The sequence below is a fragment of the Nocardia sp. NPDC056541 genome, from assembly GCF_042794235.1.
GTDB lineage: Bacteria > Actinomycetota > Actinomycetes > Mycobacteriales > Mycobacteriaceae > Nocardia.
In genome coordinates, this window is sequence record NZ_JBHTUD010000012.1 from 63,262 (window position 1) to 88,144 (window position 24,883).

Below are 24,883 nucleotides of genomic sequence, written 5' to 3' on the forward strand. Positions count from 1 at the left end.
GCTGTGTCGAGCGTCGGGTGCCCTTGATCGACGACGCGCAGCATGCAACGACATGCCATGGTTTCAGTGAGAAGGAGCGATGTGAACGGCGGCTGCCTCTGCGGGAGTATCCGGTTCTCCGCGACCGGCGATCCGGACTTTCCTCATCTTTGCTCGTGTGAGCACTGTCAGCGGCTTTCAGGGGCTCCGGTGATGTCGTGGGTGTCCTTCCCGGAGGAAGGATTCGCGTGGACTGGTCGAGGCGGCGAACCGACCTGGTTCGAGACCTTCCCGCAGATCTGGCGCGGGTTCTGTCCGAAGTGCGGCTCCTCGGTCGCGTCCAAGGGCGATGAAGCGGGCCTGGTGGGGATCACGATTATGGCTTTGGATGATCATGCCCACCTGGTACCGATCAAACAGAGCTTTGCGCACAACGCGGTCCCGTGGATGGCCCCGTTCAGGTGAGGCACTGGCGTTGTGGGACAACCGATCTCGGCTGCCCCACATCCTCGCCGGGTTCGGACTCCTGACCGTGTGACCGCCGCGACGGTACTTCGATCTGTCGAAGGGGACGTACTGCCCGCGGCTGTAGGCCGGTGATCGGCTGTTTCGCATGACTTGCGGACCGGCCCTTGTTGTTTCGGCCGCGGACAGGCGGTCATTTGGTGCCCTTGCCGGATACCTGGTGACATCTTCGGGCCGACCCTGGTTCGGCCTGTCCGCCTCGGGAACCGTTGAGCTCGTATGGATCCTCACCCGTGATGCCCCGCGGCCAGAATGCGTGCCGCGGTAGTGATCGACGCACGCGGATCGCAACCTTTGACCACCGTTACTGCTCCTGTCAGGCTACTCGAGTAGACCAGCAGATCCATCAGATTGTGCACGCTGGTCGATATGTATGGTCGCGCCGGGCAGGCCCGGCGCCGCGGCTCGATGAGGAAGACCTGCCGGTGAACAAACTCGTCCCCACTTCGCGACTTCGATCCCGGACGCTGTGGCGGTCCCTGTCTGTGCCGTTGATCGCGTCGATGCTGCTCACCGCGTGTAGTGCCGGATCGGGCGAGAACACGCAGCCGCCGCGCACCGGCGGCACGCTGAACTTCGCGATCGGGACTGATTCCGGATGCGTCGACCCGCACCAAGCGGGCAGCAGCGACACGATGTATTCGCTGCGGCAGACAGTGGATTCGCTCCTGGACCAGGATTTCTCGACCGGGGAACTGGTTCCGTGGCTGGCGGAGTCCTGGCAGGTCAGCGACGACGCGCGCACCTTCACCTTCCGGCTGCGACCGAACGCGACATTCAGCGACGGCACCCCCGTCGACGCCGCGGCGGTGAAGGCCAGCTTCGACGCGATACCCGGACTCGGTGCTCTCGCGATCCAGGCGACGTCCTATCTCGAAGGCTACGTGGGCACCACGGTCGTCGACGATCGGACCGCCGCGGTGAGCTTCGCGCAGCCCAATGCGCAATTCCTGCAGGCAACCACGACATCGTCGCTCGGTGTGGTCGCGCCCTCGACCGCGAGCCGGCCCGCGGCCGAGCGATGCAGCGGCGGCGTGATCGGGTCGGGTCCGTTCGTCCTCACCGAATACCTCAGGAACCGGTCGGTCACCCTGACCAAGCGGCAGGGCTACGACTGGGGCTCGGCGCGGTGGACGAAACCGGGCGAGGCATACCTCGACACCTTGGTGTTCCCGGTGATTCCCGAGGCCGGTGTGCGCACCGGCAGCCTGATCTCCGGTCAGGTCGACGCGATCGGGCGCGTTGCCCAGGCCGAGGAGTCGGCGCTGGCCGGGGCCGATGTCACGGTGCAGGCGTACACGATTCCCGGCGTCGGCTACAACCTGGGTTTCAACAACAGCAAGCCGCTGTTCGGCGATGCCCGTGTGCGCCAAGCGATCCAGATCGCCGTCGACCGCAAGCAGATCGTCGAGACGGTGTTCTCCCGTGGTACCAACCCGGCGACGAGTGTGCTGGCGAAGAACACCCCCGGCTACGTCGACCTCGGTGCGGTATTGGCGGTCGACATCGCCCGGGCGAAGCGGCTGTTGGACGAGGCGGGCTGGGTCCCCAGGGGCGGGGGCATCCGGGAGAAGGACGGTGCGCAGCTGAGCCTGAAGACCGTCTGGTTCACCACCGCGGCCACCTTCCAGCCCGCGCTGGAACTGATCCAGCAGCAGCTCAAGGACATCGGTGTCGAACTGGTCCTGCATCAGTTGCAGGTCGCGCAGTTCCCGGAGCTGATCCGCTCCGGTGATTTCGATCTGTTCTGGGGCGGCAACTACAGCCGCGCCGATCCGGATGCCCTGCGCACGCTCTACTCCACCAAACTGCGCAACGCCTACCGCGTCCCGGCGACCGAGCTGGAAGGGCTGCTCGACCAGCAGGCTGCCACGCTGGATCCGGTGGCCCGCAACCGGATCGTCGCGCGAATCCAGGAACTGATCGTCGCCAACGCCTATGTGGTGCCGATCGTCGACCAGCAGTCGGTGCTCGGCGTCCGCACCGCCGTCCACGATCTGCGGTTCGCCGGTGCGGGTGACGTCCACCTGCACGATACGTGGAAGAGCTGAACAGTCATGTGGCAGTTCGTATTCCGTCGAGTCGCACAGGCGGTTGTGGTGCTGTGGGCGGCCTACACCGTGTCGTTCCTGCTCCTGTTCGCTCTGCCGGGAGACTCCGTGGATGCCGTGGCGGGCGCGTCGGGAGCGGCGACGACGGTCGATCCCGCGGAACTGGACCGTCGGCGCGCCGAGTACGGCTTCGACGAGCCGCTGTTCACCCAGTACGCGCATCATCTCGCGGATGCGCTGCGCGGCGACTTCGGCGCGTCCTTCGCCAGCGGTGAGCCGGTGGGCGCGCTCATCGCCGAGGCGCTACCGCAGACTGTGCAGCTGACCGTCCCGGCCCTGGTGCTGGCGATCGTCCTCGGCACGACGGTGGCCACCCTGGCCACCTACCGGGTGAGCCGCTGGCTCCAGCAGTTGCTGCTGTCGCTGCCCTCGCTGGCCATCTCGATCCCGACGTTCTGGATCGGGTTGATGCTGATCCAGGTGCTGTCGTTCCGGGCGCCGGTATTCCCGGCGTTCGGCAACGACGGATGGCGTGGCCTGGTGCTGCCGACGATCACCCTGGCCGTGCCGACCGCGGCTCTGCTGGCACAGGTGCTGGCAAAGAGCCTGTCGAAGACACTCGACGAGCCCTATGTGCAGACCGCCCGGGCCAAGGGCGTGGGTCCGACCAGGATCCGGCTGCGGCACGCGCTGCAGAACGCGTCGTTGCCCGCGCTCACCGTCGTGGGATTGCTCGTCGGCGGCCTGCTGGCCAACGCCGTGCTGATCGAGATCGTGTTCTCCCGCAACGGATTGGGCCGGATCGTCGTCGACGCGGTCACCTTGCAGGACGTTCCGGTGGTGCAGGGTGTCGTCGTCTTCAGCGCAGTGGTCTTCGTCTCGGTGAACCTGCTCGTCGACCTGATCTATCCGCTGCTCGATCCGCGGATCGTCCCGAGCAGAGAGAGGAGTGCGGCGTGACAGCCTCGACGATCATCGCAGTGGTCCCTGCCCCTTCGACTACCGAGCCGCCCACCGAAAAACCCTCCGCTCCGAGCCGATTCGACCTCGCCGGGACCGCGCGGTTCCTGCTCCGCCGGCCGGGTCTGATTCTGTCGATCCTGGTGGTGGGGTCCGTTGTGCTCGCAGCCTTCGTCCCGGAACTGTTCGCCTCTCGCGATCCGCTGCGCGCGACGCCCGCGCAGCGGTTCGCGCCACCGAGCACCCAACACTGGTTCGGCACCGACGAACTGGGCCGCGACCACTACACGCGCGTGATCCACGGCACCGCGCTGTCGTTGCAGGCGACGCTCATCGCGGTGGGGGTGGCCCTGGTCGTCGGCGCGGCGATCGGGTTGCTCGCCGGATTCGTGCGCGGGTGGGTGGAGAGCGTCTCGATGCGGCTCGTCGACGTGGTGCTGTCGATTCCGGCGCTGTTCCTGTCGCTGGCCCTGGTGACCGCGCTCGGGCGCGGGACCGTCGAGATCGCCGTCGCCGTCGGCGTCGCGGGGGTGGCCGGTTTCGCGAGGGTGATGCGGGCCGAGGTGCTGCGGGTCAGCGAGGCCGACTATGTCGATGCCGCGCGCGCGTCCGGAACACGCTGGTATGTGGTGATGGTGCGGCACGTGCTGCCGAACGCGCGCGGCCCGGTACTCGTGCTCGCGACGCTCGAACTGGGCACCGCGGTACTCGCGGTCGCGTCGCTGAGCTTTCTCGGTTTCGGCGCCGCGCCCCCGGCGCCGGAGTGGGGCACCTTGATCGCCGGCGGCCGTAACTACCTGGCCAACGCGTGGTGGCTGTCGACCCTGCCGGGTCTGGTTGTCGTCGCGACCGTGCTGTCGGTCAACCGGATCGCCCACGCGCTCGACGGCGAATGGAGCCGTCGCGCGACACCACACGGACCCGTCGGCGACCGCGCCCCCGCGGCCGTTTCCACCACCGAGACCGAGGAGAAGCATCAGTGACGACGACGAACAGCCAGCAGAATCCGGTAGTCGCGACCGGGAACGGGGATTCGCCCGGGTTTCCGGCGCTCGCCGAACCTCTGCCCGGCCTGCGCGAGTTCCTCATCCACAAGCGTGCGGCGCTGCTGGCGCTGGAGGCGAAAGCCGAGCAGACACCGCCGGTCGAGCCGATAGTGATCCGTGCCCACACCGTCGCGGAGGGGCGCAGTGGCGTGCGCCGCATCAGGATTCGCGATCACCAGATCATCAGCGACTCACCGCCCGAGTTCGCCGGGTACGACCTGGGTCCCGGATCGCCCGAGATCCAACTGGGGGTGTTGTCGAGCTGCCTGACCCATATCTTCGAGATCACCGCCGCGCGCCACGAGATCGTGCTCGACGAACTGCGGGTCGAGGTGACGGCCGAGATCGAACCACGCCGAGGCACACCGGGTTTCGAGAACGCGCCGGTCGAGCCCCACAACATCGGCTACCAGGTGTTCGTCACTTCCCCCGAACCCGCCGACCGGATCGACGAACTGTTCCGGATCGTGGAGTCGCAGTGCCCCATCTTGGCGTTGCTGACCAATCCGCAGACGATCACCGGTTCGCTGACGCTCGCCCCGACGCCGTCGGATGCGCGATGACCTCGATCGCGCAGCGCCTCGAGCGGCTGGAAGCGGAGGGGGAGATCAACCGCACCTTCTTCCGGTTCTTCGAACTCGTCGACAGCCGCAACTACGAACTCATCGCACCCGAATGCCTGGCGCCCGACGCGCAGATCGAATACCGGCTCCCGGCGCCACACAGCTTCAGCGGCCGCGACGAGTTCACCCGGTACATGGTCGACAGGGTCGCGCCGCGCTCGCAGCGAGTGGCGCACGTCCTCGGCCAGACCGTCGTGGAATGGCGCGGTGATACCCCGCGGCTCAAAGCCCGTGCGACGGTGTGGCACTGGTATCAGCAGTATGCCGACCGCGGCGATCTACGCCCGGCCGACTGGACCACGATCGGCCATGTCGAGGACGATTTCGCGTTCGTCGACGGGAGATGGCTCATCGCACGACGGCTCGTCACACCGGTCGCGGGATTGGTGGCCGCCGGATCACCACCGCCGAGCCTGCCCGAACCCGTCGCCGTGCGGTCAGCTCACGCGCCCACGCTGCCCGGATCGGCCGGGGGAGCGTAGGCGCGAAGGAAGGTATCGACGGCGCCCTCGGCGACGAAGCGAATGTCGGCCGCGGGCACGTCGCGCGTTCCCATGCGGGAGCGTGCCTCGGCGGGAGCGCTGAGCATGGCCAGCAGCTGTTCGGCCGCTTGATCGGGGTCGCACGGACGCAGCTGACCCGACAGCACCAGCCGTGCCAGCCGGTCGGCCAGGGCGGGGCCGAGTCGATCGGAGGTTCGGTTCTGCACGACCTCGATCAGATGCGGAAAGCGGGCGACCTGGGCGTAGGTCAGCCATCGCAGGGCGCGCGAACGATGCTCGCAGTTCACCTCGAGGATCTCGCGCGTCACCTCGTGCAGGCTCGCCCGCAGATCGGCCACCGGCGTCCGCAAGCGCTCTATCGCGGCGAGGTTGTCGGCCAGCACGGATTCGGCCGTCGCCGCCATTGCCTCGTCGAACACGCGCTGCTTGTCCTCGAAGTGGTTGTACACCGTCTGCTTCGAGACCCCGGCCTCGTCCGCGATGTCCTGCACGCTCGACTGGTCGTACCCCTGGCAGGAGAACACCGAGAACGCCGCCTCCAGAATCGCACGCCGTTTGTCGATACGTCCACGTGCCGCCGGCAGATCCACCACGCCTCTACTTTACCGATAGGTGCCTCATATCAGACCGGTGAGTCCAGTTCGGCGTACCAGGTGTGGCCCGTGCTTCGACTCGGCGGCAACCGATGTCGACTCACCGTTGTGCGCCGAGTGTCGATATCGGAGGAAGCGCCGGCCTCTTGACTTTCCTAGTGGGAAAGTAGATCCTTGACTTTCCGGCTAGGAAAGTGAGACCACCATGGAGAACATCGCTCCGGACCAGGCACGAGCCGCGCTGGCGGCGGTCGAGCACGCGCGCCGTCGAGTGGCCGAGGAGGTCGGGCTGCCACGCGGGTACTGGTGGGCAATGGCCGCCGGGTGGGTCGTGCTCGGTGTGATCGGTGACCTCGGGCCATCATGGCTGATCATCGCCGCGACGCTGATCTTCGGTGCTGGGCACTCGTTCGTCGCCTCGCGGTTGCTCGGCGGGCGTCGGCGGACCGACCAGGTGCATGTGAGCGCGGCCGTGGCCGGACGCCGCACCCCGATCGTGGTTGTGGGCATGCTGTTCGCGCTCGTCGGCCTCACCATCGGCGTGGCGATGGCCCTGAACGCGGACGGTGACCGTAACCCCGGAATCTGGGCCGGAGTGCTGGTTGCCGCGATCATCGGCTTCGGTGGTCCGGAAATCCTTCGCGTCCTGCGGCATTGGTTCCGCGCGTGACGCAGGCCCGCTTCGACGAACTCATCCATCCCAGCACCAGGCTCTCGCTGGTCGCGACGCTCGCAGCCGCCGACTGGGCGGAGTTCGCCTTCCTCAAAGATCGCCTGGGGCTGTCGGATTCGGCCCTGTCCAAGCAGCTCGCGACCCTCGAGTCGGCCGGTTATGTCACCACCGAACGCCGCCTGGACGGCAGCCGCCGCAAAGTCCGCGCGCACCTGACCGAGCGTGGACGGGACGCCTTCGCCGGCCATATCGCCGCCCTGCAGGAAATCGTCGCCGCCGCGACACCGGCCACACCGTCCTGATTCGACGGGCCTGACCTCGCAGGCCCCAGGTCCTCGCGTTCTGGCAGTGTTTCGTCGAGGCCAGTCTTCACGCCGTTGTTCGCGCTCGTTCCGGTGTCGAGCCGAACCGTGCGAGCAGAGTCGATTCGGCGTATTCGTGCCGGAACAGACCGCGCCGGCGCGGGATCAGGACGACCTCGTCGACGAAGATCTCCAAGCCGGAGGCAAAGGCGTCGGGCATCAGGTTGAAACCATCGGCGGCGCCCGCGCGGAACCACTGTTCGATCGTGTCGGCTACTTCCTCTGGTGCGCCGATCATCCGGCGGTGACCGCCGTCGCCCGCGATGTCGGGCTTTCGGGCATCCACGATCTGGGCCCCGGCATTCTGCCGGGTCGGCGGCGGTGCTCGAGGATCTCGGCGTTCGGATGAACCGCAACTTAGCACCCATTAATGCAACATTTACTTGCTTTAACTCGCTAATGCTAGTTATTCTTGCATTAGTGACGATTAGTCGCAGGCAGTTGCAGGGATTGTGAGCGTGGAACCCGGGACTGCGGCCCTTGCGGAACGGGAGACGAGAGGTAGACCGCTTCGCCGCCGGAAAGGAGACCAGGATGGTTGTGTTCCTCGCTTGTGCGGTCGCGGTGACAGTGATGCTGTATTGCGCCCTGCGTTCGGGTATCCGTGTCGAGGAACGTGACGATGGGTGGCACCTGATGATTCACGGGCGCCTTCCGTCGCGGTCGAAGCTGTCGTCGGTGCTGGCCTCGATTCCGCCGCGGGTCGCGGTTCATGTGGATGTGGCCGTGCCCGATCTCAGCGACTCGCTCGTCGCGACCATCAACGACTGGCAGGAAAATTTCGAAAAAGCCGGCGGATTCGCGGTTGTCCACGAGATCGGCCGCCCGTGGTTGAGTGTCGGCTTGTCCACCGTGGACCGGTGCGGTGTCGTGACCTCGGCCGAACGGTCGCCCAGGACCTTGCTCATCACGTGTGCGGACTCGCGGATCGTGCCGAAGATGATCGGGGCAACTGGGCCGGGGGAGATGATCGTGGTGCGCAGTAGCGGCAATATCGTCCCTGCGCGCGGTGCGCGGGCGCGCTCCGGTCTGCTCATCGACACCACGGTGGCGGCCGCGGTCGACTTCGCGGTCGAGGAGCTCGGAGTCGACGACATCGTGGTGTGTGGGCATTCCGTGTGTGGTGCGATGTCCTCGGCACTGCGCGGAGTGGGCGTGGACATCGCGGAGTCGAGCGACTGGATCGAGCAGGCGCGACCCAGCGTGGTTCGGATGAGCGGCGGTCGACCGGCTCCTGTGCTCGACCCGACTCCCGCCGAGGATTCGGGCAGCGTCGTTGACGAGCTGTCCAAGTACAACGTGGTCCAGCAGATCGAGCACCTGCGTACCTATCCCGCCGTCGTCGCGGCCGAACGCGCCGGTCGACTGCGCCTGGCCGGCATGTACTTCGAGATCGCCACGGCACGCATGCATCTCATAGATCAGCGGTGACCGCGACTCGCTGGGTTCTGCTGGGCTTCACCGAGTGTCCACCGTCGACGGCGAGCCGTCATCATCAGGCCGGTGACCGCAAACGGCTTTTTGCACACCTTTGCGCAGGTGTGGGATGGTGGTGGGTGAAAGGACGGACGTGACTGCGACGACGCACTCGACCACCGTCGGCCTCGGGCCGCGCGCACTGGCCAACCGGCGACGCATCGTCGCTGTGGCCGGGGACGAGTTGCTGCGAAATCCCCTGGCGAGTATGGAAGACATCGCCGTTGCCGCGGGGATGGTTCGTCGCACCCTCTACGGGCATTTTCCCACCAGGGAAGCGCTGATCGACGGCATGCTCGACGAGGCCTTCGAACAGGTCGGTCGCGCACTCGACGGTATCGACACCGCGCAACCGCCCGCCCGGGCGACCGCGGATATGACGGTCGCACTGTGGGCGGTCGGCGACGAGTTCCAGTTGCTGCTGCGCTTGGACGAAGCCGGGTCGAGGGCCCGGATGGCCGACCGGCTCGCGCCCGTCCGCGCCCGGCTGATCACGTTGATAGCGGCTGGTCAAGCTGACGGAACCTTCGCTGGTCATCTTCCGCCCGCGGCGTTGGCCAGGGTACTCACGGCGCTGGTGCTCGAACTGCTGAACGCGCACAGCGATGGTGAATGGGTCGGTGCCGAAGCCGCGCGCGACGCTGCCGTGGCTTGCCTGATCGCGGTCGGCGTCGACCGTTCCGGTGCCGCGGAGATCGCCCGGTCCGCCGCTGAGGCCGCGCAGCACTGATCGCGGGTGTGCTCGTCGGGCGATCGCTCGTCGAAACATCCTGTCCCCGAACGGATCCAAGGTGTGCTCTCCGGCACGAAACCGGGTGGGTGTGAGTCCCTTCACGAGTTCTTGCACATTGGTGTGCAATGGACGTAGTTTCACAGATACGTGCAATTGCACGAAGGTGTGAAAATGTCGAAGGAGCGGGATATGACCAGCCAGGTGGCAACTGTGCGCATGGCGTACGCGACCAAGACCTCCACCGGGGGCGCCCCCGTCGATGTGTCCTCGTGGACGCTGCGCGGTGTGGGCGCGATCCGCGTCCTGTACGGCCTCGTCGCGTTCGCCGCGCTGATCCTGGGGACCGATGTCGGCACCGGAATGGCCGTCCCCGTCTTCGTCGGGGTCGGCCTGGTGTCCGTCCTGCTCGGCCTGGCCACCGTTGCGCTGACTTCCCGGCTACTGGACCGCGACGACGCTGTCCTGGCCGCTGTTGGCGTAGACGCGATCCTCGTGGTCCTCGGCGTGGCCGCGCTCATGGTGGGCTGGGATCAGTTCACGGTCGCCGCCGCCGTCGTTGTCCTCGGCGCGGTGGTGACCGGGGCGTTGTCCGCGGCGGTTGTCGCCATCGTCACGGCGGTGCGCGAAGCCTGATCCGCTGACGCGGTGTGAAGTGCCCGAGCGGCGCCCCCGGAATTCCGGAGGCGCCGTTCGTGATCGGATGCGGTGCGGGTGATGAGTTCTTCGCGACCTCAGCCCAATCCCAGCGCAGCCAGCTTTCGGTACAGGGTTGCGCGTGAGATGCCCAGCGCCTCAGCGGTTTTGAGTCTGTTTCCGTTGGCTCGCCGAAGCGCGCCGGCGATCGCTTCGCGTTCCGCTTGTTCCAGATGGCTCAGGCGTTTGTGGGGGGAGGTGTGCGTCGTGGTGGTGGGCAGGTCGGCGGGTTGTAGGCGTGGACCGGTGGTGTGATCGAGTGCGGCGCGCAGGGTGCGGCTGAGCTGGGCGACATTGCCGCGCCAATCACGTTGGCAGAGTTCACGAATGGTTGGCACGGCGAGTCCGACGGTGCCCGCGCTGAAGCGACGGACGAGGGTTTCGGCGAGATCGGTGACGTCTTCGGGGCGGCGGGACAGGTCGGGAACCTCCACGACATATTCGAACATCGTCAGCAGGCGAGGGTCGATGTCCTCGGCACGCTCGGCGGTGAGGGTTGCCACGGCGAAGCCGTGATCGTCGGCGTCCAGTTCGGCACCCAGCGTTGCCAATTCATCGGAGCCGCGATGAGTGAGATCGCCGAGCAGCCTGCCCTCGCTCGCTTTTCCCGCTGTCGCGACACGGTTGCCGGTCACCGCGCCGGCAAGGGCGGTCTTTCCTACACCCGGCGAACCGTAGAGGAGCAGGCGGCCCTCGGTGGTGCCTGCTCGCGCTGCCGAATGGACGGCTGATTGCCACAGCCAGCTGCGGCCGGGGAGTTCGTCGAGTATCGCGTCGACGAGGGCGGAGACAGAGTCCGAGGTGGGCGAGGACCGAGTGGGTTTCGCCGGCATGGTCGACAGCTGCAGCAGGGCTCCCGCGACATCGCCGGAGTGGTGAACCAGTCGCAGCCCGACATCGAGGGGGGAGCCGTCACTCGCGGTCAAGCGCAGTGGTTGCCCACCGAGGGCGATGGTTCGCTGGACCGACTCCCACAGCTGGTCGTGGGAGTAGCGGGAATCGACCAGCGCCGACGCGAGGGTGTTCGCCATGATGATGCGATCGTTGAGGGCGATCACGGGTCGACGTGATCCCCGGCGATCGGCGTGCAGGAAGGCGTCGAGTAGGGCGCGGTCGTCGGCGGCGTATCCGCTGAGCAGGCGATCCCCGGCATCGCGGGCGGCGCGCTCGACGAGTGCGGCGAGGACCTCGTGGGGGGCGCCGGTGGGACAGACGAGGTCGAGAACGCCTTCGATGCTTCCGCTGCCGGGCCGGATCACCGGCACTCCGACAGCGACAACGGGGTCGAAGCATCGGTTGAAGTGTTCGGCGCCGTCGACGATGGAGATCGCGCGTTCCTCCAGCACGGTTCCGAGCCCGGTCGATCCGACGCTGGCCTCGTCGAACCGCGCACCCTTCAGTACCCCCATGCCATCGAGCAAGGTGCCCATCGAGGTGCTGGAGACCCACCGGTCGGCGATGTAGGCATCACGGTCGGTCACCATCATCGCGAATTCGGCGGTGCCCAGCTGGGCCATGATGTCGTGAACCACGGGTCGGACCGCGCGCAGCAGTGCGCTGTCGGGGTTCATCGCGGAAGCGAAGACCACGGCCGGTTCGGTGTCGGGGCGGACGCCGCCGAGCTTGGCGCGCTTCCACGCACGCAGCGTGGCCGGGCGGACATCGGCAGATTCCACTCCCTCGTGCAGAAATGCTTCCCGCGCCGCGGCAATCAGCGATTGATCATTCATAGCTCTCCTCATCGTCGCTGCTCAGCACGGGTAATTCGCATCACCACCTTGTGTGACCGGCAACACACTTGCCCTGATGGTAACCCCGAACGCCGGCGAGGAGTGTCTCAGATCTGCGACACGAAGTCGCGCTGTCGAAGGAATCGGTCGGTGCGATCTCGAAATCGAGACACTGCGAGGTGACGCGGCGCACATAGCCTTCTTTCACGGCACTCGCCGAATTCAATTCTTTCTCGATGCAGCGGAGGAACAGCTCATGGAAGAGCGCGTCCTATTTCAGAGTGATGGCGAGACCTTGGTCGGCACCCTGTTCCGGCCCGACGGTGTGGAGGGTCCCTTGCCCACGGTGGTTGCCGGCGGTGGCTGGTGCTACGTCAAGGAAATCGTCCTTCCACATGTCGCGCGAATCGTGGCCGAGCAGCAGGTGCAATTCCTCGGATTCGACTATCGGGGATTCGGTGAGAGCAGCGGCGCCCGGCGCCAGCACATCGATCCATGGGAACAGATCGCCGATTACAAGAACGCACTGAGCTATGTCGAAACTCGCGACGATGTCGATGCGCAACAGTTGGGAGTGTTCGGCATCTCCTACAGCGGCGGGCACGCCCTGGTGCTGGCCGCCACCGACAGCCGCGTGAAGGCCGCGGTGAGCGTGGTTCCGGTGGTCGAAGGCTATGACAACATGCGCCGTGCGCACGGTGAAGTCGCGTTCGCGGAACTGGAGGCGGCGATCCTGGCCGACCGCAGGATTCGCGCCGGCGGCGGGGAAGGGGCGACCCTGCGCATGAGTTCGCTGGAGCCATGGAAAGAGCTGTCCACCTGGCCCTTCCCGCGAATCGGTGAGGTGTTCAACAAGCTGAGGGAGTCCGGGGAAGCCGAGCGCCATGAGCACTGGAGCACGCTCGAGTCCACCGAGTTGCTGCTGAACTACTCGGTGTTCCCCTTCCTGCCGCGCATTCTCGACAAGAAGGTGATGATGATCGTCGCCGAGGGCGACAACATCACGATGTGGGACCGCGAGATCGCGGCATTCAACGACATCGCCAGCCCGGCGAAACGTCTCGAGATCTTGCCCTCGGTCAGTCACATGAGTTTGTACTCCGACCAGCGCGACACCAATGTCGCCGCCGCGAAGGCCGCCGATTGGTTCGGCTCCGCATTCAGTTCGTCGAACTGAAACCCAGTCCCTCACACATTTATTGACAATGGGGTCGTTAGATGAATATTCCCGTTCGGTGGATCATCTTGATCGGATCGTTCACCGCTTATCTGTTCGACGCGCTGGAAATCGTCATTCTGTCGCTGGCTCTGCCGTCGATGCGCGCAGACCTCGGTATCAGTGTCGTGCAGGGTGGCCTCTTGGCCACGTCGACCTTGCTCGGCATCGGCGCCAGTTCTGTCACGGTCGGCCGGATCGCCGATAAGCACGGCCGGAAGGCGGCCCTGTTGGGCAGCCTGGTGCTGTTCGGTCTGTGCACGGCATCGGTGGCGGTGATGCCGAGCTTCGGCTGGATCATGGCGTCGCGGTTGGTCGCCGGTTTCGGGTTGGGCGGTGTGTGGGCGATCGTGTCGACCTATGTGGTCGAGTCGTGGCCCGAGCGGGAACGGGGCCGCGCCGTCGCGTTCGTGATGAGCGCGTTCCCGGTGGGTGGCATGCTCGCGGCGCTGATCGCGGGCACCTACGCCTCGAACTGGCGGGCGATGTTCTTCGTCTCCGGGGTCGGCGTGATCGTGCCGATTGTGCTGATCTGGCGGTTCTTCCCCGAATCGCGCGAATGGCTCGACAACGTCAGCGCTCGCCGCGCGGCGGGCGAAGCGCCGACAGCGAACACCCGGGAGATCTTCGGCCGCACGCTGATTCGCTCCACGGTCCTGGGCACCACCGTGTGTTCGCTGGCATTGCTGGGCTTCTGGGGAGCCAGCGCCTGGCTGCCCACCTTCCTGGCTGAAGACCGTCAGGTCCCCGCCACCACAGTCGCGGTGTTCATCAGTGTGCTGAACCTGGGAATGTTCTTGGGGTACAACGTCTTCGGGTTCATCGCCGACAAGGTCGGCCGAAAGCGCGCGCTCATCGCCTCGCTGCTCGGGACCGGCCTGGTGCTTCCTCTCTACGTGGTGGTCGCCAACGAGACGACACTGCTGGTGCTCGGGCCCGCCTACGCCTTCTTCGCCGTGTTCACCGGCATTCTCGGCAGCTATCTCGGCGAGCTGTATCCCACCGAGCTCCGCGCGACCGGTGCGGGCTTCTGCTTCAACGTCGGCCGCGGCATCTCGGCGCTGGCCCCGCTGCTGCTCGGCTACCTGGCGGGCACCACCGGTTTCGCCATCGGCTTCGCGCTCTGCGGTGGGCTGTTCCTGCTCGCGGCCGTCGCCGTCATCGCGCTGCCCGAGCGCTACAGCCCGGCGACTGCTCTGCCCCACGGCACGTTCTCGGCCGAAGACGACGGAGTGAAGCTGTGAAAATCCGTGGTGCGGTCCTCGAACAAGTGGGAGCCGACACTCCGTTCAGCCAGTCCAGACCGCTGCGAGTGTGCGAGCTCGACCTGGCCGACCCGCGGGACAACGAAGTCCTGGTCCGGGTGGAGGCCGCCGGGGTCTGTCACTCGGATCTGTCGGTGCTCACCGGAAGCAGGCCACGGCCGCTGCCGATGCTGCTCGGTCACGAAGCCGCGGGATCGGTACTCCGGGTCGGCGCCCGAGTCGAGGACATCGAGCCGGGAACCCGGGTCGTGATGACGTTCCTGCCGCGGTGCCGCGACTGTGCGGCCTGTGACACGGCGGGGCGTGTGCCGTGCCCGGCGGGCTCCGCGGCGAACGCGGAAGGCATCATGCTCGACGGTGGTCGCCGCCTGACCCGCGACGGCTCGACTGTGCACCATCACCTCGGGGTGTCGGCGTTCGCCACCCACGTCGTCGTCGACCGGCGCTCGGTGGTGCCGGTGGGCGACGACGTTCCCGCCGAGGTCGCGGCCGTGCTGGGATGCGCGGTGCTGACGGGTGGCGGTGCCGTGCTCAATGTGCGTGCGCCGGTACCGGGGAACACGATCGCCGTCGTCGGTTTGGGTGGAGTGGGAATGGCCGCGCTGCTGGTCGCGCTCGCGCAACGGGATTGCCGTGTCATCGGCATCGACACCCTCGCCGACAAACTCGACTCCGCCCGAGCGCTCGGCGCGGACGACGTGTTCACGCCTGCCCAGGCCATCGACAACGGAGTCGAGGCCGACATCGTCGTCGAGGCGGCAGGCCATCCACGCGCACTCGAGACCGCGATCGCGTGCACCGCGGTCGGCGGGACCACGGTCACGGTCGGACTGCCCGATCCGCAGGCGCAGATCACCCTCTCGCCGTTGCGGCTCACCAGCCGTGCGCATTCCCTGGTCGGCAGCTACCTCGGTTCCGCCGATCCCGCCCGTGACATCCCTCGCTACGAGCGGCTGTGGCGAGAAGGTCGCCTGCCCGTCGAACGGCTGATCTCCTCGCGCATCGCCCTCGACGACATCAACACCGCCATGGACCGCCTGGCAGGCGGCAACGAGATCCGCCAGATCATCACCTTCGGAGACGACATATGACCGAACACCTCTACGACGCGCTCATCATCGGCGCCGGTTTCGGTGGCCTCGGCGCCGCCGCCCAACTGACACGCCGCGGCATCCGGAACTTCTGTCTGCTGGAAGCAGGCGACGAGATCGGCGGTGTCTGGCGCGACAACACCTATCCCGGCGCCGCGTGCGACACCCAGTCGGTGATCTACTGCTACAGCTACCTTCCGCACCTCACGGTGTCGCGGATGTACGCGGGCCGCGACGAGTTGCTGAGCTATCTGCACCATCTCGCGCAGCACTTCGCACTCACCGACCACATCCGTCTCGGCACCAGAGTCGTGCGGGCGCAGTGGGACCAGTCGAGGTCGCACTGGGTGGTGACCGACCAGAACGGCAACGAGTTCCACACGCGCGCACTGATTCCCGCGTGGGGGCAGCTCGGCACACCGCACATCCCCACCTTCACGGGCCAGGATTCGTTCCGCGGCGCCATGTTCCACTCCGCGCGCTGGGACCACACCGCCGACCTGACGGGCAAGCGAGTCGCGAGCATCGGGGCGGCGGCGAGCGCGGTCCAGTACGTTCCCGAGATCGCCGCGTCGGCACGGCAGCTGGTGGTCTTCCAGCGTTCGGCGAACTACATCCTGCCCCGCAACCAGCAGGTGTTCACCAGCGCCGAACGCGATACGCACCAGAACGACCCGGAAACCTTTCACGCGCTGCGCGAGCGCATTCACAACGAACGCGAGGCGGGCTTCGATCGAACCAGGCGCGGAACAGACGACCAACGCGACGGTGCCGACGATGCCCGCCGCCATCTGGAAAGTCAGGTCGCCGACCCCGATCTGCGTGCCGTACTGACTCCCGGCTACGACTTCGGATGCAAGCGCATCCTGCGCAGCGACGACTACTACCCGGCCCTGACCCAGCCGAATGTCACCGTGGAGACCGCGAACATCTTGCGCTTCACCCCGGACGGCGTGCTCGTCGGCAACGGCGAGTTCTACCCACTGGATGTGGTCGTCTTCGGCACCGGATTCGCCAGCCAGTCTTTCCAAGGCGACACCGCGATCATCGGCCGCGGCGGCCGATCGCTGCACGAGCGATGGGGCAGTACCCCTGAGGCGTATCTGGGCATGCTCGTCGACGGCTTCCCGAACATGTTCCTCGTCTACGGGCCCAACACCAACCTCAATCACAACTCGGTCGTGGCGATGCTCGAAGTGCAGCACGAATTCATCGCCGAATCCGTCGAACGGCTGTGTGCCTACAGCGAACTGAACATCGATGTCGAGGAGTACGCGATCCGCGGGTACAACGCGTGGCTGCAGGTGCAGCTCGAGGATTCGGCGTTCACCTCGGAATGCTCGTCGTGGTACAAGAACAGCGACGGCAAGGTCATCAACAACTGGTGCGGCACCGTCGAGGACTACCGCCGATTGGTGACGGCGCGGACGCGACCCGAAGCGGTGCGTTCGTGAGCACTGAATCACCCGATCGCGGCCTCGACGACGTGGCCGCCGACCAACGAGCTCTCATTCGCGCTTTCCGCGACAACGGCAGCGCATCGTTCGACACCCTCGGTGTCGAGGCCGCGCGCGCATCCTATACCGCGGGCTGCGCGAGCAACGGGCTGCTCCGGGTCGAGCTGGCTCGCGTCGAGGACATGAACATCGGTGCGGAGCAAGACCTTCCGATCAGGTTGTACAGCAACTACCCGGTCGGCTCCGCGCGCCCGGTCCTGCTGTTCGCCCACGGTGGCGGCTGGGTGATGGGCAGCCCGGACACCCACGACACCCTGTGCCGTTATCTCGCCGCCCATGCCGACGTGGCGGTGGTTTCGGTCGACTACCGTTTGGCCCCCGAATACCCGTATCCCGCAGCCGTCGAGGACATGCGCACCGCGACCCGGTGGCTGATGGACCACGGAATCGAGCACGGTCTCGATGTCGAACGGGTGATCGTCGGCGGTGACAGTGCCGGTGGTCAGCTCGCCGCGGCGAGCGCCGCGGAGTGTCCCCGTGTTCGCGCCCAGATGTTGCTGTACCCGGTACTCAGCCTCGCCATGGACACCGCCTCCTATCACCGTGTCCAGCACGGATTTCCGCTCACCGCGGCGACCATGCACTGGTTCACCGACCTCTATCTCGGCGGCATCGCGACACCACGGGACGCACCGGACCTCAACCCCGGCCTGCACCCACACCCGATCCCCACCTTCTTGTCCACGGTCGGCAACGATCCGCTCTGCGACGAAGGCATCGACTACGCCGCGACCTTGGCCGCGTGCGGAGCGCCGATCACCCACATCCATCTGCCCCGGCACGCGCACGGCCTGTTCACGTCGGCGGGGGTGGTCGCAACCGGCCGGGCCGTGCTGGATCAAGCCTGCGTTTTCCTGGCTGCCATCGCCCATGAGGAGGTCGACCGCGGGTTCGCCCCGACCGGTGAACCCGAAGGAGCACAACGATGATCGACGCAACAGCAGTGATCGCCGACACCCCGCAGGGTCTATGGATCGACGGAGCAGCGGTCGATGCCACCGACGGCTACCGGTACCCGGTCCTCGACCCGGCCACCGGCGACACCCTGACCACCGTCGCCGACGCCCGCGCCATCGACGCGATGCGGGCCATCGAGTCGGCCGATCGAGTCCAGCGCCCCTGGGCCGCCACCGCACCCCGCGAACGCTCCCAGATCCTGCGCAGGGCATGGGAGTTGGTCACCGAGCGCGCCGAAGATCTCGCGTTGCTCATGACCGCCGAAATGGGACGTGCCCTGCCGGACAGTCGCGCGGAGGTCGCCTACGGCGCGGAGTTCTTGCGCTGGTTCAGTGAGGAAGCGGTGCGCGTTCAGGGCCGATACACGCACGCACCGGCAGGCAACGGCCGGATCCTGGTCACCAAAGCCCCGGTAGGGCCGGTGCTGGCGATTACCCCGTGGAACTTCCCATTGGCCATGGGAACCCGCAAGATCGGTCCGGCACTGGCCGCGGGCTGCACTGTGATCGTGAAGCCTGCGGCCGAGACACCGTTGACCATGCTGGCGCTGGCACGGATCTTCGCCGAAGCAGGCCTGCCCGCCGGTGTCCTCTCGGTGCTGCCGACCTCCGATGCCGCATCGATATCGACGCCGCTGTTCGCCGACCGCCACCTGCGGAAGCTGACCTTCACCGGTTCCACGCGGGTCGGGCGAATTCTGCTCGCCCGTGCGGCTTCCGGGGTGTTGCGCACCTCGATGGAACTGGGCGGCAATGCCCCCTTCCTGGTCTTCGACGATGCCGACCTCGACGCCGCGGTCGACGGTGCGATGGCCGCCAAGATGCGCAACGGCGGACAAGCGTGCACGGCCGCCAACCGTTTCCTGGTCGCCGACGCTGTGCTCGAGGAATTCACCGCCCGGCTGACCGACCGCATGGCCGCGTTGACCGTCGGTGCCGGGCATCGGGCAGGCGTCGCAGTCGGGCCGCTGGTCAGTGCCGCCCAGCTCGACAGGGTCGCAGGGCTCGTCGACGAAGCGGTCGCGGCCGGTGCCCGGATACGAACCGGCGGCAAACCGCTGCCTGGTCCAGGTTTCTTCTACCCGCCCACGGTCCTTGACCAGATCCCCGTCCGCGCGCACATTCTCGACCAGGAGATCTTCGGTCCGGTCGCGGTCGTCACCGGTTTCGGCGACGAAGCCGAAGCGATCGACCGAGCCAACGCCAGCGAGTACGGCTTGGCCGCCTACCTTTACACCCGGGACCTCGGCCGCGCCCTACGCGTCACCGATGCGTTGGAGACCGGGATGGTCGCGGTCAATCGGGGAGTCCTGTCCGATGTCGCGGCTCCGTTCGGCGGCGTCAAAGCCTCCGGCCTCGGACACGAAGGCGGCATCGAAGGCATCGACGAATACCTCGACTCCAAATACATCGCGCTCACGAACTGATCCACCGCGACTGCCGCTTCGATCATCGTTGCGGTCATCCGTCCGGATCGTCCTCCGCGGCGACCGCACTCGCGGCGCCGTGGAGGATCATGTCGATGAAGCGAATTCGCAGCTGCGGATCGAGGGGATCACTCAGTACCAAGGCCCGCAACTGTAAAGGGGCGAGCAAGGTTTCGAGCAACATTCGTGGTTCGATGCCGACCGGCAGCTCGCCCCTGCGGACCGCGCGTTCGGTGATCGGGTAGATCGGTCGCAGCGTGGCATCCCACAGGGCGTCTCGCAGCCTGGTCCATCGGGGGTCGTCGCCGCCGAAGGACAAGGCTTGGTTCAGTAACCGTCCCGTCGGTGTGCCGAGACATTCGCTGACGATGTTCAGCAGCTCGTCGAGGTCGGAGCGAATCGAGCCGGTGTCGGGGATCTGGACAGACAAGCCTGCCGCGCTCGACAAGGCATCGACGATGAGGTCCTCACGTGAGCCCCAGCGTCGGTAGATGGTTGTCTCATGGACCTGGGACAGGGCGACGACCTCCGCGACCGCGAAAGCGGTCAACCCCCTGTCGGCCAGAACTTTCAGTGTCGCGTCGATGACGGATTCCCGTACTCGCGCGGATCGTCCGCCGGGCCGCCGACGTTTCTCCTCATCCACTATTGCACCTCCACCACTGGCCCCCCTGTGCTCAACATTGGAAGCCGGGCGGACCCGGCGCAAGGGTGTCCCGCTCGGCAATGTGGTGATATGAAACATACGAAAGATGTTGTGCACCAACTAGTTTCATGATGAACGGATGTCGAGGCCGTGTAGTCCGTGCCAGCACAAGGTGCTGATCGCTTCCACCGCGTGGTGCTTGGGTACGAGCATTCCGGCCCGATGCCAATCCGAGGCAGCGGTCAGACTGGCGCCGACCAAGCCGAAGGCCAGCATTCGCGCCCGTGCCTGCTCGCTGTCGTGCGGGCACAGTCGTTCTGCGATGGCGCCCGCACAGCTCGACAGTGCTGCGCGGACTCGCAGTTCGACCGACGGCTCACTGGGCACGCCGCCACCGAAAACGAGCGTGAGGCTAGAAATGCCCTCGTGATCGATCAGGTCGAAGAAGACCGCGACCGTGCTGTCGACGACCTTCCGATCGGTCTCGGCAGAGCCGAGTGCTCGGTCCACCGTGGCGACCAAGTCGTCGAGCATGCACTGGACGACTGTCAGGTAGAGGTCGAGTTTGCTGGAGAAGTAGTCGTAGAGCACAGGTTTGGTCACGTCGGCCCGGCGAGCGAGCAGGGCCATGGTGACACCGTGGTATCCCTTGGCCACGAACGCCTCTCGTGCGATGTCGAGGAGCTGGTTTCTGCGTGCGATCCTGCGCGTCATGACCTTGTTGTGCCGCTGCGTGTTCGCACTCATCGTCGCCTGTCGGCCGAGAAGAACGGGTGCACTCGGCCGACAGCGTTGGTGTTCAGAACCCCGATTCGTCGAGACGCATCACGCCGAGGTCGGTGCTGGAGACGACCGCGCGTTCGGCGGTCAGGTGGGGCAGGACCGTGGTGGCGAAGAACGAGGCGACGGCGACCTTGCCCTGGTAGAACTCGGCCTCGTCGAGACCGGCTTCGGTGTCCAGCGCCGCGAGCGCGATGTCGGCGGCGACGATCAGCCGCCATGCCACGAGCAGATCGCCGACGGCCAGCAGAAAACGCACGGCATTCAGACCGATCCGGTAGAGCTCGGTCGGCTCCGCGCGCCCGGCGAACAGGTGTTTGGTCAGGTCGCCCGCGACTTCTTGAATGTCCTCGAGCGCGTGGGCGAGCAGAATCTTCTCGGTCTTGAGGCGCCCGCCATCGGCATCGGACCCGGCGGTGGATCGGACCTGGTCGAGCAGGTGCGCCAGCGCCACCCCGCGATCGCGCGCGATCTTGCGGAAGAAGAAGTCCTGCGCCTGGATCGCGGTGGTGCCCTCGTAGAGCGAGTCGATCTTGGCGTCGCGGATGTACTGCTCGATCGGGTAGTCCTGGAGGAACCCGGATCCGCCGAAGGTTTGCAGGGACTCGGTCAGGTACTGGTAGGCACGTTCGGAGCCGACGCCTTTGACGACCGGCAGGAGCAGATCGTTGACGCGTTCGGCGAGGTTCTCGTCGGCGCCGGAGATCTGGCGGGCGAGGACCTGGTCCTGATGGCCCGCTGTGTAGAGGTAGATGGAGCGCAGGCCTTCGGTGTAGGCCTTCTGCATCATCAGCGACCGGCGGACGTCGGCGTGATTGATGATGGTGACTTTCGGGGCGTTCCTGTCCAAGGATCGGGCCAGATCCGAGCCTTGGACCCGGGTTTTCGCGTAGTCGAGTGCGTTGAGATACCCGGTGGAGAGGGTGGCGATAGCTTTGGTGCCGACCATCATTCGGGCTTCCTCGATCACCTTGAACATCTGAGCGATGCCGTCGTGGATGTCGCCGACGAGGTAGCCCACCGCGGGTACCTCGTGCCCGCCGAAGGTCAGCTCACAGGTGGCCGAGGCCTTCAAGCCCATCTTGTGTTCGACGTTGGTGACGAAAACGCCGTTGCGCTCGCCGGGCTCGCCGCTGTCGTCATCGAAGTGGAACTTCGGGACGATGAACAGGCTCAGCTCCTTGGTTCCCGGCCCGGCTCCTTCCGGGCGCGCCAGGACCAGATGGACGATGTTTTCGAACAGGTCGTCGGAGTCGGCGGAAGTGATGAATCGCTTCACGCCCCGGATGTGCCACGATCCGTCTTCCTGCTCGCCTGCCGTGGTGCGGCCCGCGCCGACGTCGGAGCCCGCATCCGGTTCGGTCAGCACCATCGTCGCGCCCCAGTTGCGTTCGACGATGTGCCTCGCCCAGCGCTGCTGCTGTTGCGTCCCGATCCCAGTGAGGATCTGCGCCATCGTCGGCCCCGCGAGATACATGTAGGCCGCGGGCTGGGCGCCCAGGATCAGCTCGCTGATCGCCCACGCGAGCATGGAAGGTGCGGGCACGCCCCCGATCGCCTCGCTCTTGGCCACCCGCCACCAGCCTGCCTCGTGCCAGGCGCGCACTGCCTTCTTGAACGGTTCCGGTAGTCGAACCGAGTTGGTGGCAGGCGTGAAAACCGGTGGATTGCGGTCGGTTTCGGCAAACGGGTCCGCGAGTGGTCCCTCCGCCAGCCTGGCCGCCTCGGACAGCATCATCTGGACGGTGTCGCTGTCCAGGTCGCCGAAGGCGCCCGCGTCGAGGACGGTCGCGAGCCCGTACACCTCGAACAGATTGAATTCCAGGTCACGAACGTTGCTCTTGTAGTGGCCCACCGGGTCATCCCTCTCGACGGGACCCGCCTCGTTCGAGCGGGTGCTGAAACGCGGCGCGCGGCGCGCTGCCGGAGCCATGATCGCGCAGCAATCCGATCCACGCAACCTATGTAACTCTGCGATAAGGTTGCTGGACATTCTGTATCACCAACTGGTCTGGGATTTCACACTTTCAGTGCCGGTAAGTCACTATCAGACCGGCTGCGGTATCGGCGAGGAGGGCACATCGGCCATGGCGATTCGCTCACCGATAGCGCACAGCAGGTCAGCGAGGTCGGCACGCCGCGTGAGCCGGGGGTTGCGCACCGAGTCGGTGACCACGGTCGTGATCGTGTGGATCAACACCCGGGCGGTCGGCATCGCCAGTTCAGGGCGAATCGACTGCAGCAGTCGTGCCCAGCCGATATTGCCTTCACGGTGGATGCGGCGGTACCTGGCCGCGGCGTCGTCGGGGAGGTGCCCGATCTCGCTGACCGCCGTACCGACGAGATCGGTGCGATCCATGGCGAATTCCACGTAGTACCGCAGCAGGAGCCGCAGCGATGCCCGCGGCGTCGTACCCTCGGCGAGCGCACGCTGGGCGTAGATCTCGACCCATTCGTTGTTGCGGTCGATGATCTCGTTGAGCAGTTGGGTCTTGCCGGCGAAATGGTGATAGAGCGCGGCCCCGCTGACCCCGACCGCGGCACCGATGTCCTCGATGCTCACCGCGCCGAAACCACGTTCCTCGAACAGCTGTGCCGCGGCGATGATCATTCGCTCCGGCCGGGAGTCGGGCTCGGATCGCGTGTCCGGTCCGGTGTCGCCGGACTCGATGATCCGTGTCCGCGCGTCGCCGGCGGGAAGATCGACGTCGACCGCGGCACCGAGGACCGCGTCGAGTGTCGCGACGAATCGATCCGTCGGCAGCTGGATGCGATGGTTGGACGGGCTGGTCACCACGGACAGAACGATCCAGCTCAGCGCTTCCAGATCGCTCGGGGCCAGGCCCGGCCGACGCTGACCGACGGTCTCTCTGATGCGCTGGGTCAGGCGAACCGCGCGCGACAGGATGCCGCTGCGGTCGACCGGCCTCAGGCTCCGGAACTCGAGTTGCCACAGCCGGGCGACACCGCGGATCTCCAGCGTGACCCGGACCAGCTCGTGCAGTGCCGCACCGGCATCGCCCGGATTCTCGCGAGCGGTATCGATCCGGGAGATGATCAGGTCGAGACTTTCACGCAGGCAGGAACCGAGGAGCTCCTGCTTCGTGCGGAAGTGTCGATAGACCGCGGCGTGGGTGACGCCGGTGGCCGAGGCGATGTCGGTCATCGAGGTGCGGTGGAAGCCGCGCTCGGCGAACGCGGTCGCGGCCGTGCGCAGAATGATCTCCCTGCGGTTGCGTGGTCTGCGGCGAACCGATGTCTGCTCGGCGCTGGGCGGGTCCACCTGCGATTGCTTCGGGCCCGGCGCGCCCAGAATTCCGAAGAGGATGCGCTGCAGGCTGTCGGCGAGCTGCTCCGGGGTGGCATCGATCCAGCCGATCGCCCAGTCGTGCATCAATCCGTTGACCGCGCCCGCGAACGTGGTGGCGCTGAGCCGGAAGTCGTCCGGGGCGATCTCACCGTCGGAGGCGAAACTGTCGAACGTGTCGCACAGCTGGTCCAGCCAGCGCGAACGGACCTGCAGGCGTTGCAGATCCATCCGCTCGCTGACTCCCACTATTTCGACGAACGCGACCCGGGCCCAGCGGCGATCGGCGGTGAAGTACGAGAGGTAGGCAACGAGTATCGCCGCCGCCCGCTCGCGCAGCGGTCGACCCACTGTCTGTCGGGACGCGTCGAGGACGCGCTGTTCAGCGGTGTCGTTCACGTGTAGGAACAGTTCACTCAGCAGGTCTTCGAGGGTGTTGTACTCCTGGTAGAACTGCCGGGTCGACAACCCCGCGGTTCGGCAGAGTTCGGCCAGTCGGACGTCGCGATAGCCGGGTCCGGTGGCGAAGGCTTCGACGGCTGTGTGCCGAAGGCGGTGCCGCCGCTCGGTCCGCCGCTCGTCGGCCGTCAGGCCCGCGTAGCTGCGGGCTGCCGGCGTGATTCTCGCCACCACTTCTCCATTCGGTCGCCATGCTGTCGGTCCCTGTGCCATGTGTGCCGTGCGGTGCTGCGCCCCTGCTCACGCATATTATGGATACTCGCGTATTCACA

The 24,883-nt window shown here is 66.5% G+C and carries 23 protein-coding genes and 1 pseudogene; 17 read left to right on the forward strand and 7 right to left on the reverse strand.

Going from position 1 to position 24,883, the window contains the following annotated elements; genetic code table 11:
* The first annotated feature begins 42 nt into the window (after positions 1-42).
* The 6 genes from ACFQ9R_RS21625 to ACFQ9R_RS21650 all read left to right on the forward strand — a co-directional run bounded on the left by ACFQ9R_RS21625 (position 43) and on the right by ACFQ9R_RS21650 (position 5,666).
* A complete protein-coding gene (locus tag ACFQ9R_RS21625) occupies positions 43-444 on the forward strand; it encodes a GFA family protein (RefSeq protein WP_378992769.1) in 402 nt (133 codons plus the stop codon).
* Positions 445-929: 485 nt separating this feature from the next.
* Positions 930-2,555 carry an ABC transporter substrate-binding protein gene (locus tag ACFQ9R_RS21630; RefSeq protein ID WP_378992771.1) on the forward strand — a complete coding sequence of 542 codons (1,626 nt, stop codon included), beginning with the start codon at positions 930-932 and terminating at the stop codon, positions 2,553-2,555.
* 6 nt (positions 2,556-2,561) lie between these two features.
* The gene (locus ACFQ9R_RS21635; protein WP_378992773.1) at positions 2,562-3,515 is read left to right on the forward strand and encodes an ABC transporter permease; all 954 of its coding nucleotides are present in this window, start codon (positions 2,562-2,564) and stop codon (positions 3,513-3,515) included.
* Positions 3,512-4,498: an ABC transporter permease gene (locus tag ACFQ9R_RS21640; RefSeq protein ID WP_378992774.1), complete on the forward strand. Its 987-nt coding sequence runs from the start codon at positions 3,512-3,514 to the stop codon at positions 4,496-4,498. The genes ACFQ9R_RS21635 and ACFQ9R_RS21640 overlap by 4 nt, the downstream gene beginning before the upstream one ends.
* Positions 4,495-5,124 (forward strand): OsmC family protein, encoded by a 630-nt coding sequence (locus ACFQ9R_RS21645; RefSeq protein WP_378992776.1) that lies wholly within the window; start codon positions 4,495-4,497, stop codon positions 5,122-5,124. The genes ACFQ9R_RS21640 and ACFQ9R_RS21645 overlap by 4 nt, the downstream gene beginning before the upstream one ends.
* The gene (locus ACFQ9R_RS21650) at positions 5,121-5,666 is read left to right on the forward strand and encodes a nuclear transport factor 2 family protein (protein WP_378992778.1); all 546 of its coding nucleotides are present in this window, start codon (positions 5,121-5,123) and stop codon (positions 5,664-5,666) included. Before ACFQ9R_RS21645 ends, ACFQ9R_RS21650 begins: the two co-directional genes overlap by 4 nt.
* Here the strand turns inward: ACFQ9R_RS21650 and ACFQ9R_RS21655 are convergent.
* On the reverse strand, positions 5,627-6,280 hold the full coding sequence (locus ACFQ9R_RS21655; protein ID WP_378992779.1) for a TetR/AcrR family transcriptional regulator: 654 nt from the start codon (positions 6,278-6,280) through the stop codon (positions 5,627-5,629). The genes ACFQ9R_RS21650 and ACFQ9R_RS21655 overlap by 40 nt on opposite strands.
* A 205-nt stretch (positions 6,281-6,485) precedes the next feature.
* Between ACFQ9R_RS21655 and ACFQ9R_RS21660 the strand changes: the two genes are divergently transcribed.
* A complete protein-coding gene (locus ACFQ9R_RS21660; protein WP_378992781.1) occupies positions 6,486-6,950 on the forward strand; it encodes a hypothetical protein in 465 nt (154 codons plus the stop codon).
* Positions 6,947-7,255, forward strand: a complete 309-nt coding sequence (locus tag ACFQ9R_RS21665; protein WP_378992783.1) for a transcriptional regulator — start codon at positions 6,947-6,949, stop codon at positions 7,253-7,255. The genes ACFQ9R_RS21660 and ACFQ9R_RS21665 overlap by 4 nt, the downstream gene beginning before the upstream one ends.
* Before the next feature lie 67 nt (positions 7,256-7,322).
* On the opposite strand, the pseudogene ACFQ9R_RS21670 reads toward ACFQ9R_RS21665, so the two are convergent.
* Positions 7,323-7,565 (reverse strand): annotated as a pseudogene (locus ACFQ9R_RS21670) (nitrilotriacetate monooxygenase); the annotation flags it as partial.
* Positions 7,566-7,849: 284 nt separating this feature from the next.
* Between ACFQ9R_RS21670 and ACFQ9R_RS21675 the strand changes: the two are divergent.
* The 3 genes from ACFQ9R_RS21675 (at position 7,850) to ACFQ9R_RS21685 (ending at position 10,157) form a co-directional block, all read left to right on the forward strand.
* Positions 7,850-8,746, forward strand: a complete 897-nt coding sequence (locus ACFQ9R_RS21675) for a carbonic anhydrase (RefSeq protein WP_378992785.1) — start codon at positions 7,850-7,852, stop codon at positions 8,744-8,746.
* A gap of 139 nt (positions 8,747-8,885) precedes the next feature.
* The gene (locus ACFQ9R_RS21680) at positions 8,886-9,521 is read left to right on the forward strand and encodes a TetR/AcrR family transcriptional regulator (protein WP_378992787.1); all 636 of its coding nucleotides are present in this window, start codon (positions 8,886-8,888) and stop codon (positions 9,519-9,521) included.
* Between the two features lie 192 nt (positions 9,522-9,713).
* Positions 9,714-10,157, forward strand: coding sequence for a hypothetical protein (locus ACFQ9R_RS21685; RefSeq protein WP_378992788.1), 444 nt, complete (start codon positions 9,714-9,716; stop codon positions 10,155-10,157).
* A gap of 98 nt (positions 10,158-10,255) precedes the next feature.
* Here ACFQ9R_RS21685 and ACFQ9R_RS21690 read toward each other — a convergent pair whose 3' ends face one another.
* On the reverse strand, positions 10,256-11,947 hold the full coding sequence (locus ACFQ9R_RS21690; protein WP_378992790.1) for a sigma-54-dependent Fis family transcriptional regulator: 1,692 nt from the start codon (positions 11,945-11,947) through the stop codon (positions 10,256-10,258).
* 52 nt (positions 11,948-11,999) lie between these two features.
* On the opposite strand from ACFQ9R_RS21690, the gene ACFQ9R_RS21695 reads away from it, so the two are divergent.
* From ACFQ9R_RS21695 to ACFQ9R_RS21720, 6 genes are read left to right on the forward strand one after another with little or no spacing between them, the layout of a single operon-like run.
* Positions 12,000-13,124, forward strand: coding sequence for an alpha/beta hydrolase (locus ACFQ9R_RS21695; protein ID WP_378992792.1), 1,125 nt, complete (start codon positions 12,000-12,002; stop codon positions 13,122-13,124).
* Positions 13,125-13,165: 41 nt separating this feature from the next.
* A complete protein-coding gene (locus ACFQ9R_RS21700; protein WP_378992793.1) occupies positions 13,166-14,407 on the forward strand; it encodes an MFS transporter in 1,242 nt (413 codons plus the stop codon).
* On the forward strand, positions 14,404-15,519 hold the full coding sequence (locus ACFQ9R_RS21705; RefSeq protein ID WP_378992795.1) for an alcohol dehydrogenase catalytic domain-containing protein: 1,116 nt from the start codon (positions 14,404-14,406) through the stop codon (positions 15,517-15,519). The genes ACFQ9R_RS21700 and ACFQ9R_RS21705 overlap by 4 nt, the downstream gene beginning before the upstream one ends.
* Positions 15,516-16,973: a flavin-containing monooxygenase gene (locus tag ACFQ9R_RS21710; protein ID WP_378992796.1), complete on the forward strand. Its 1,458-nt coding sequence runs from the start codon at positions 15,516-15,518 to the stop codon at positions 16,971-16,973. The genes ACFQ9R_RS21705 and ACFQ9R_RS21710 overlap by 4 nt, the downstream gene beginning before the upstream one ends.
* The gene (locus tag ACFQ9R_RS21715) at positions 16,970-17,965 is read left to right on the forward strand and encodes an alpha/beta hydrolase (RefSeq protein WP_378992797.1); all 996 of its coding nucleotides are present in this window, start codon (positions 16,970-16,972) and stop codon (positions 17,963-17,965) included. Before ACFQ9R_RS21710 ends, ACFQ9R_RS21715 begins: the two co-directional genes overlap by 4 nt.
* Positions 17,962-19,419 carry an NAD-dependent succinate-semialdehyde dehydrogenase gene (locus tag ACFQ9R_RS21720; protein ID WP_378992798.1) on the forward strand — a complete coding sequence of 486 codons (1,458 nt, stop codon included), beginning with the start codon at positions 17,962-17,964 and terminating at the stop codon, positions 19,417-19,419. Before ACFQ9R_RS21715 ends, ACFQ9R_RS21720 begins: the two co-directional genes overlap by 4 nt.
* A gap of 34 nt (positions 19,420-19,453) precedes the next feature.
* On the opposite strand, the gene ACFQ9R_RS21725 is transcribed toward ACFQ9R_RS21720, so the two are convergent.
* The 4 genes from ACFQ9R_RS21725 to ACFQ9R_RS21740 form a co-directional block, all read right to left on the reverse strand.
* Positions 19,454-20,182: a TetR/AcrR family transcriptional regulator gene (locus ACFQ9R_RS21725; protein ID WP_378993005.1), complete on the reverse strand. Its 729-nt coding sequence runs from the start codon at positions 20,180-20,182 to the stop codon at positions 19,454-19,456.
* Between the two features lie 9 nt (positions 20,183-20,191).
* Positions 20,192-20,779 carry a TetR/AcrR family transcriptional regulator gene (locus ACFQ9R_RS21730; protein WP_378992799.1) on the reverse strand — a complete coding sequence of 196 codons (588 nt, stop codon included), beginning with the start codon at positions 20,777-20,779 and terminating at the stop codon, positions 20,192-20,194.
* 85 nt (positions 20,780-20,864) lie between these two features.
* On the reverse strand, positions 20,865-22,700 hold the full coding sequence (locus ACFQ9R_RS21735; RefSeq protein WP_378993006.1) for an acyl-CoA dehydrogenase: 1,836 nt from the start codon (positions 22,698-22,700) through the stop codon (positions 20,865-20,867).
* A gap of 192 nt (positions 22,701-22,892) precedes the next feature.
* Positions 22,893-24,782, reverse strand: coding sequence for a TetR/AcrR family transcriptional regulator (locus ACFQ9R_RS21740; protein ID WP_378992801.1), 1,890 nt, complete (start codon positions 24,780-24,782; stop codon positions 22,893-22,895).
* Between the last annotated feature and the right edge of the window lie 101 nt (positions 24,783-24,883).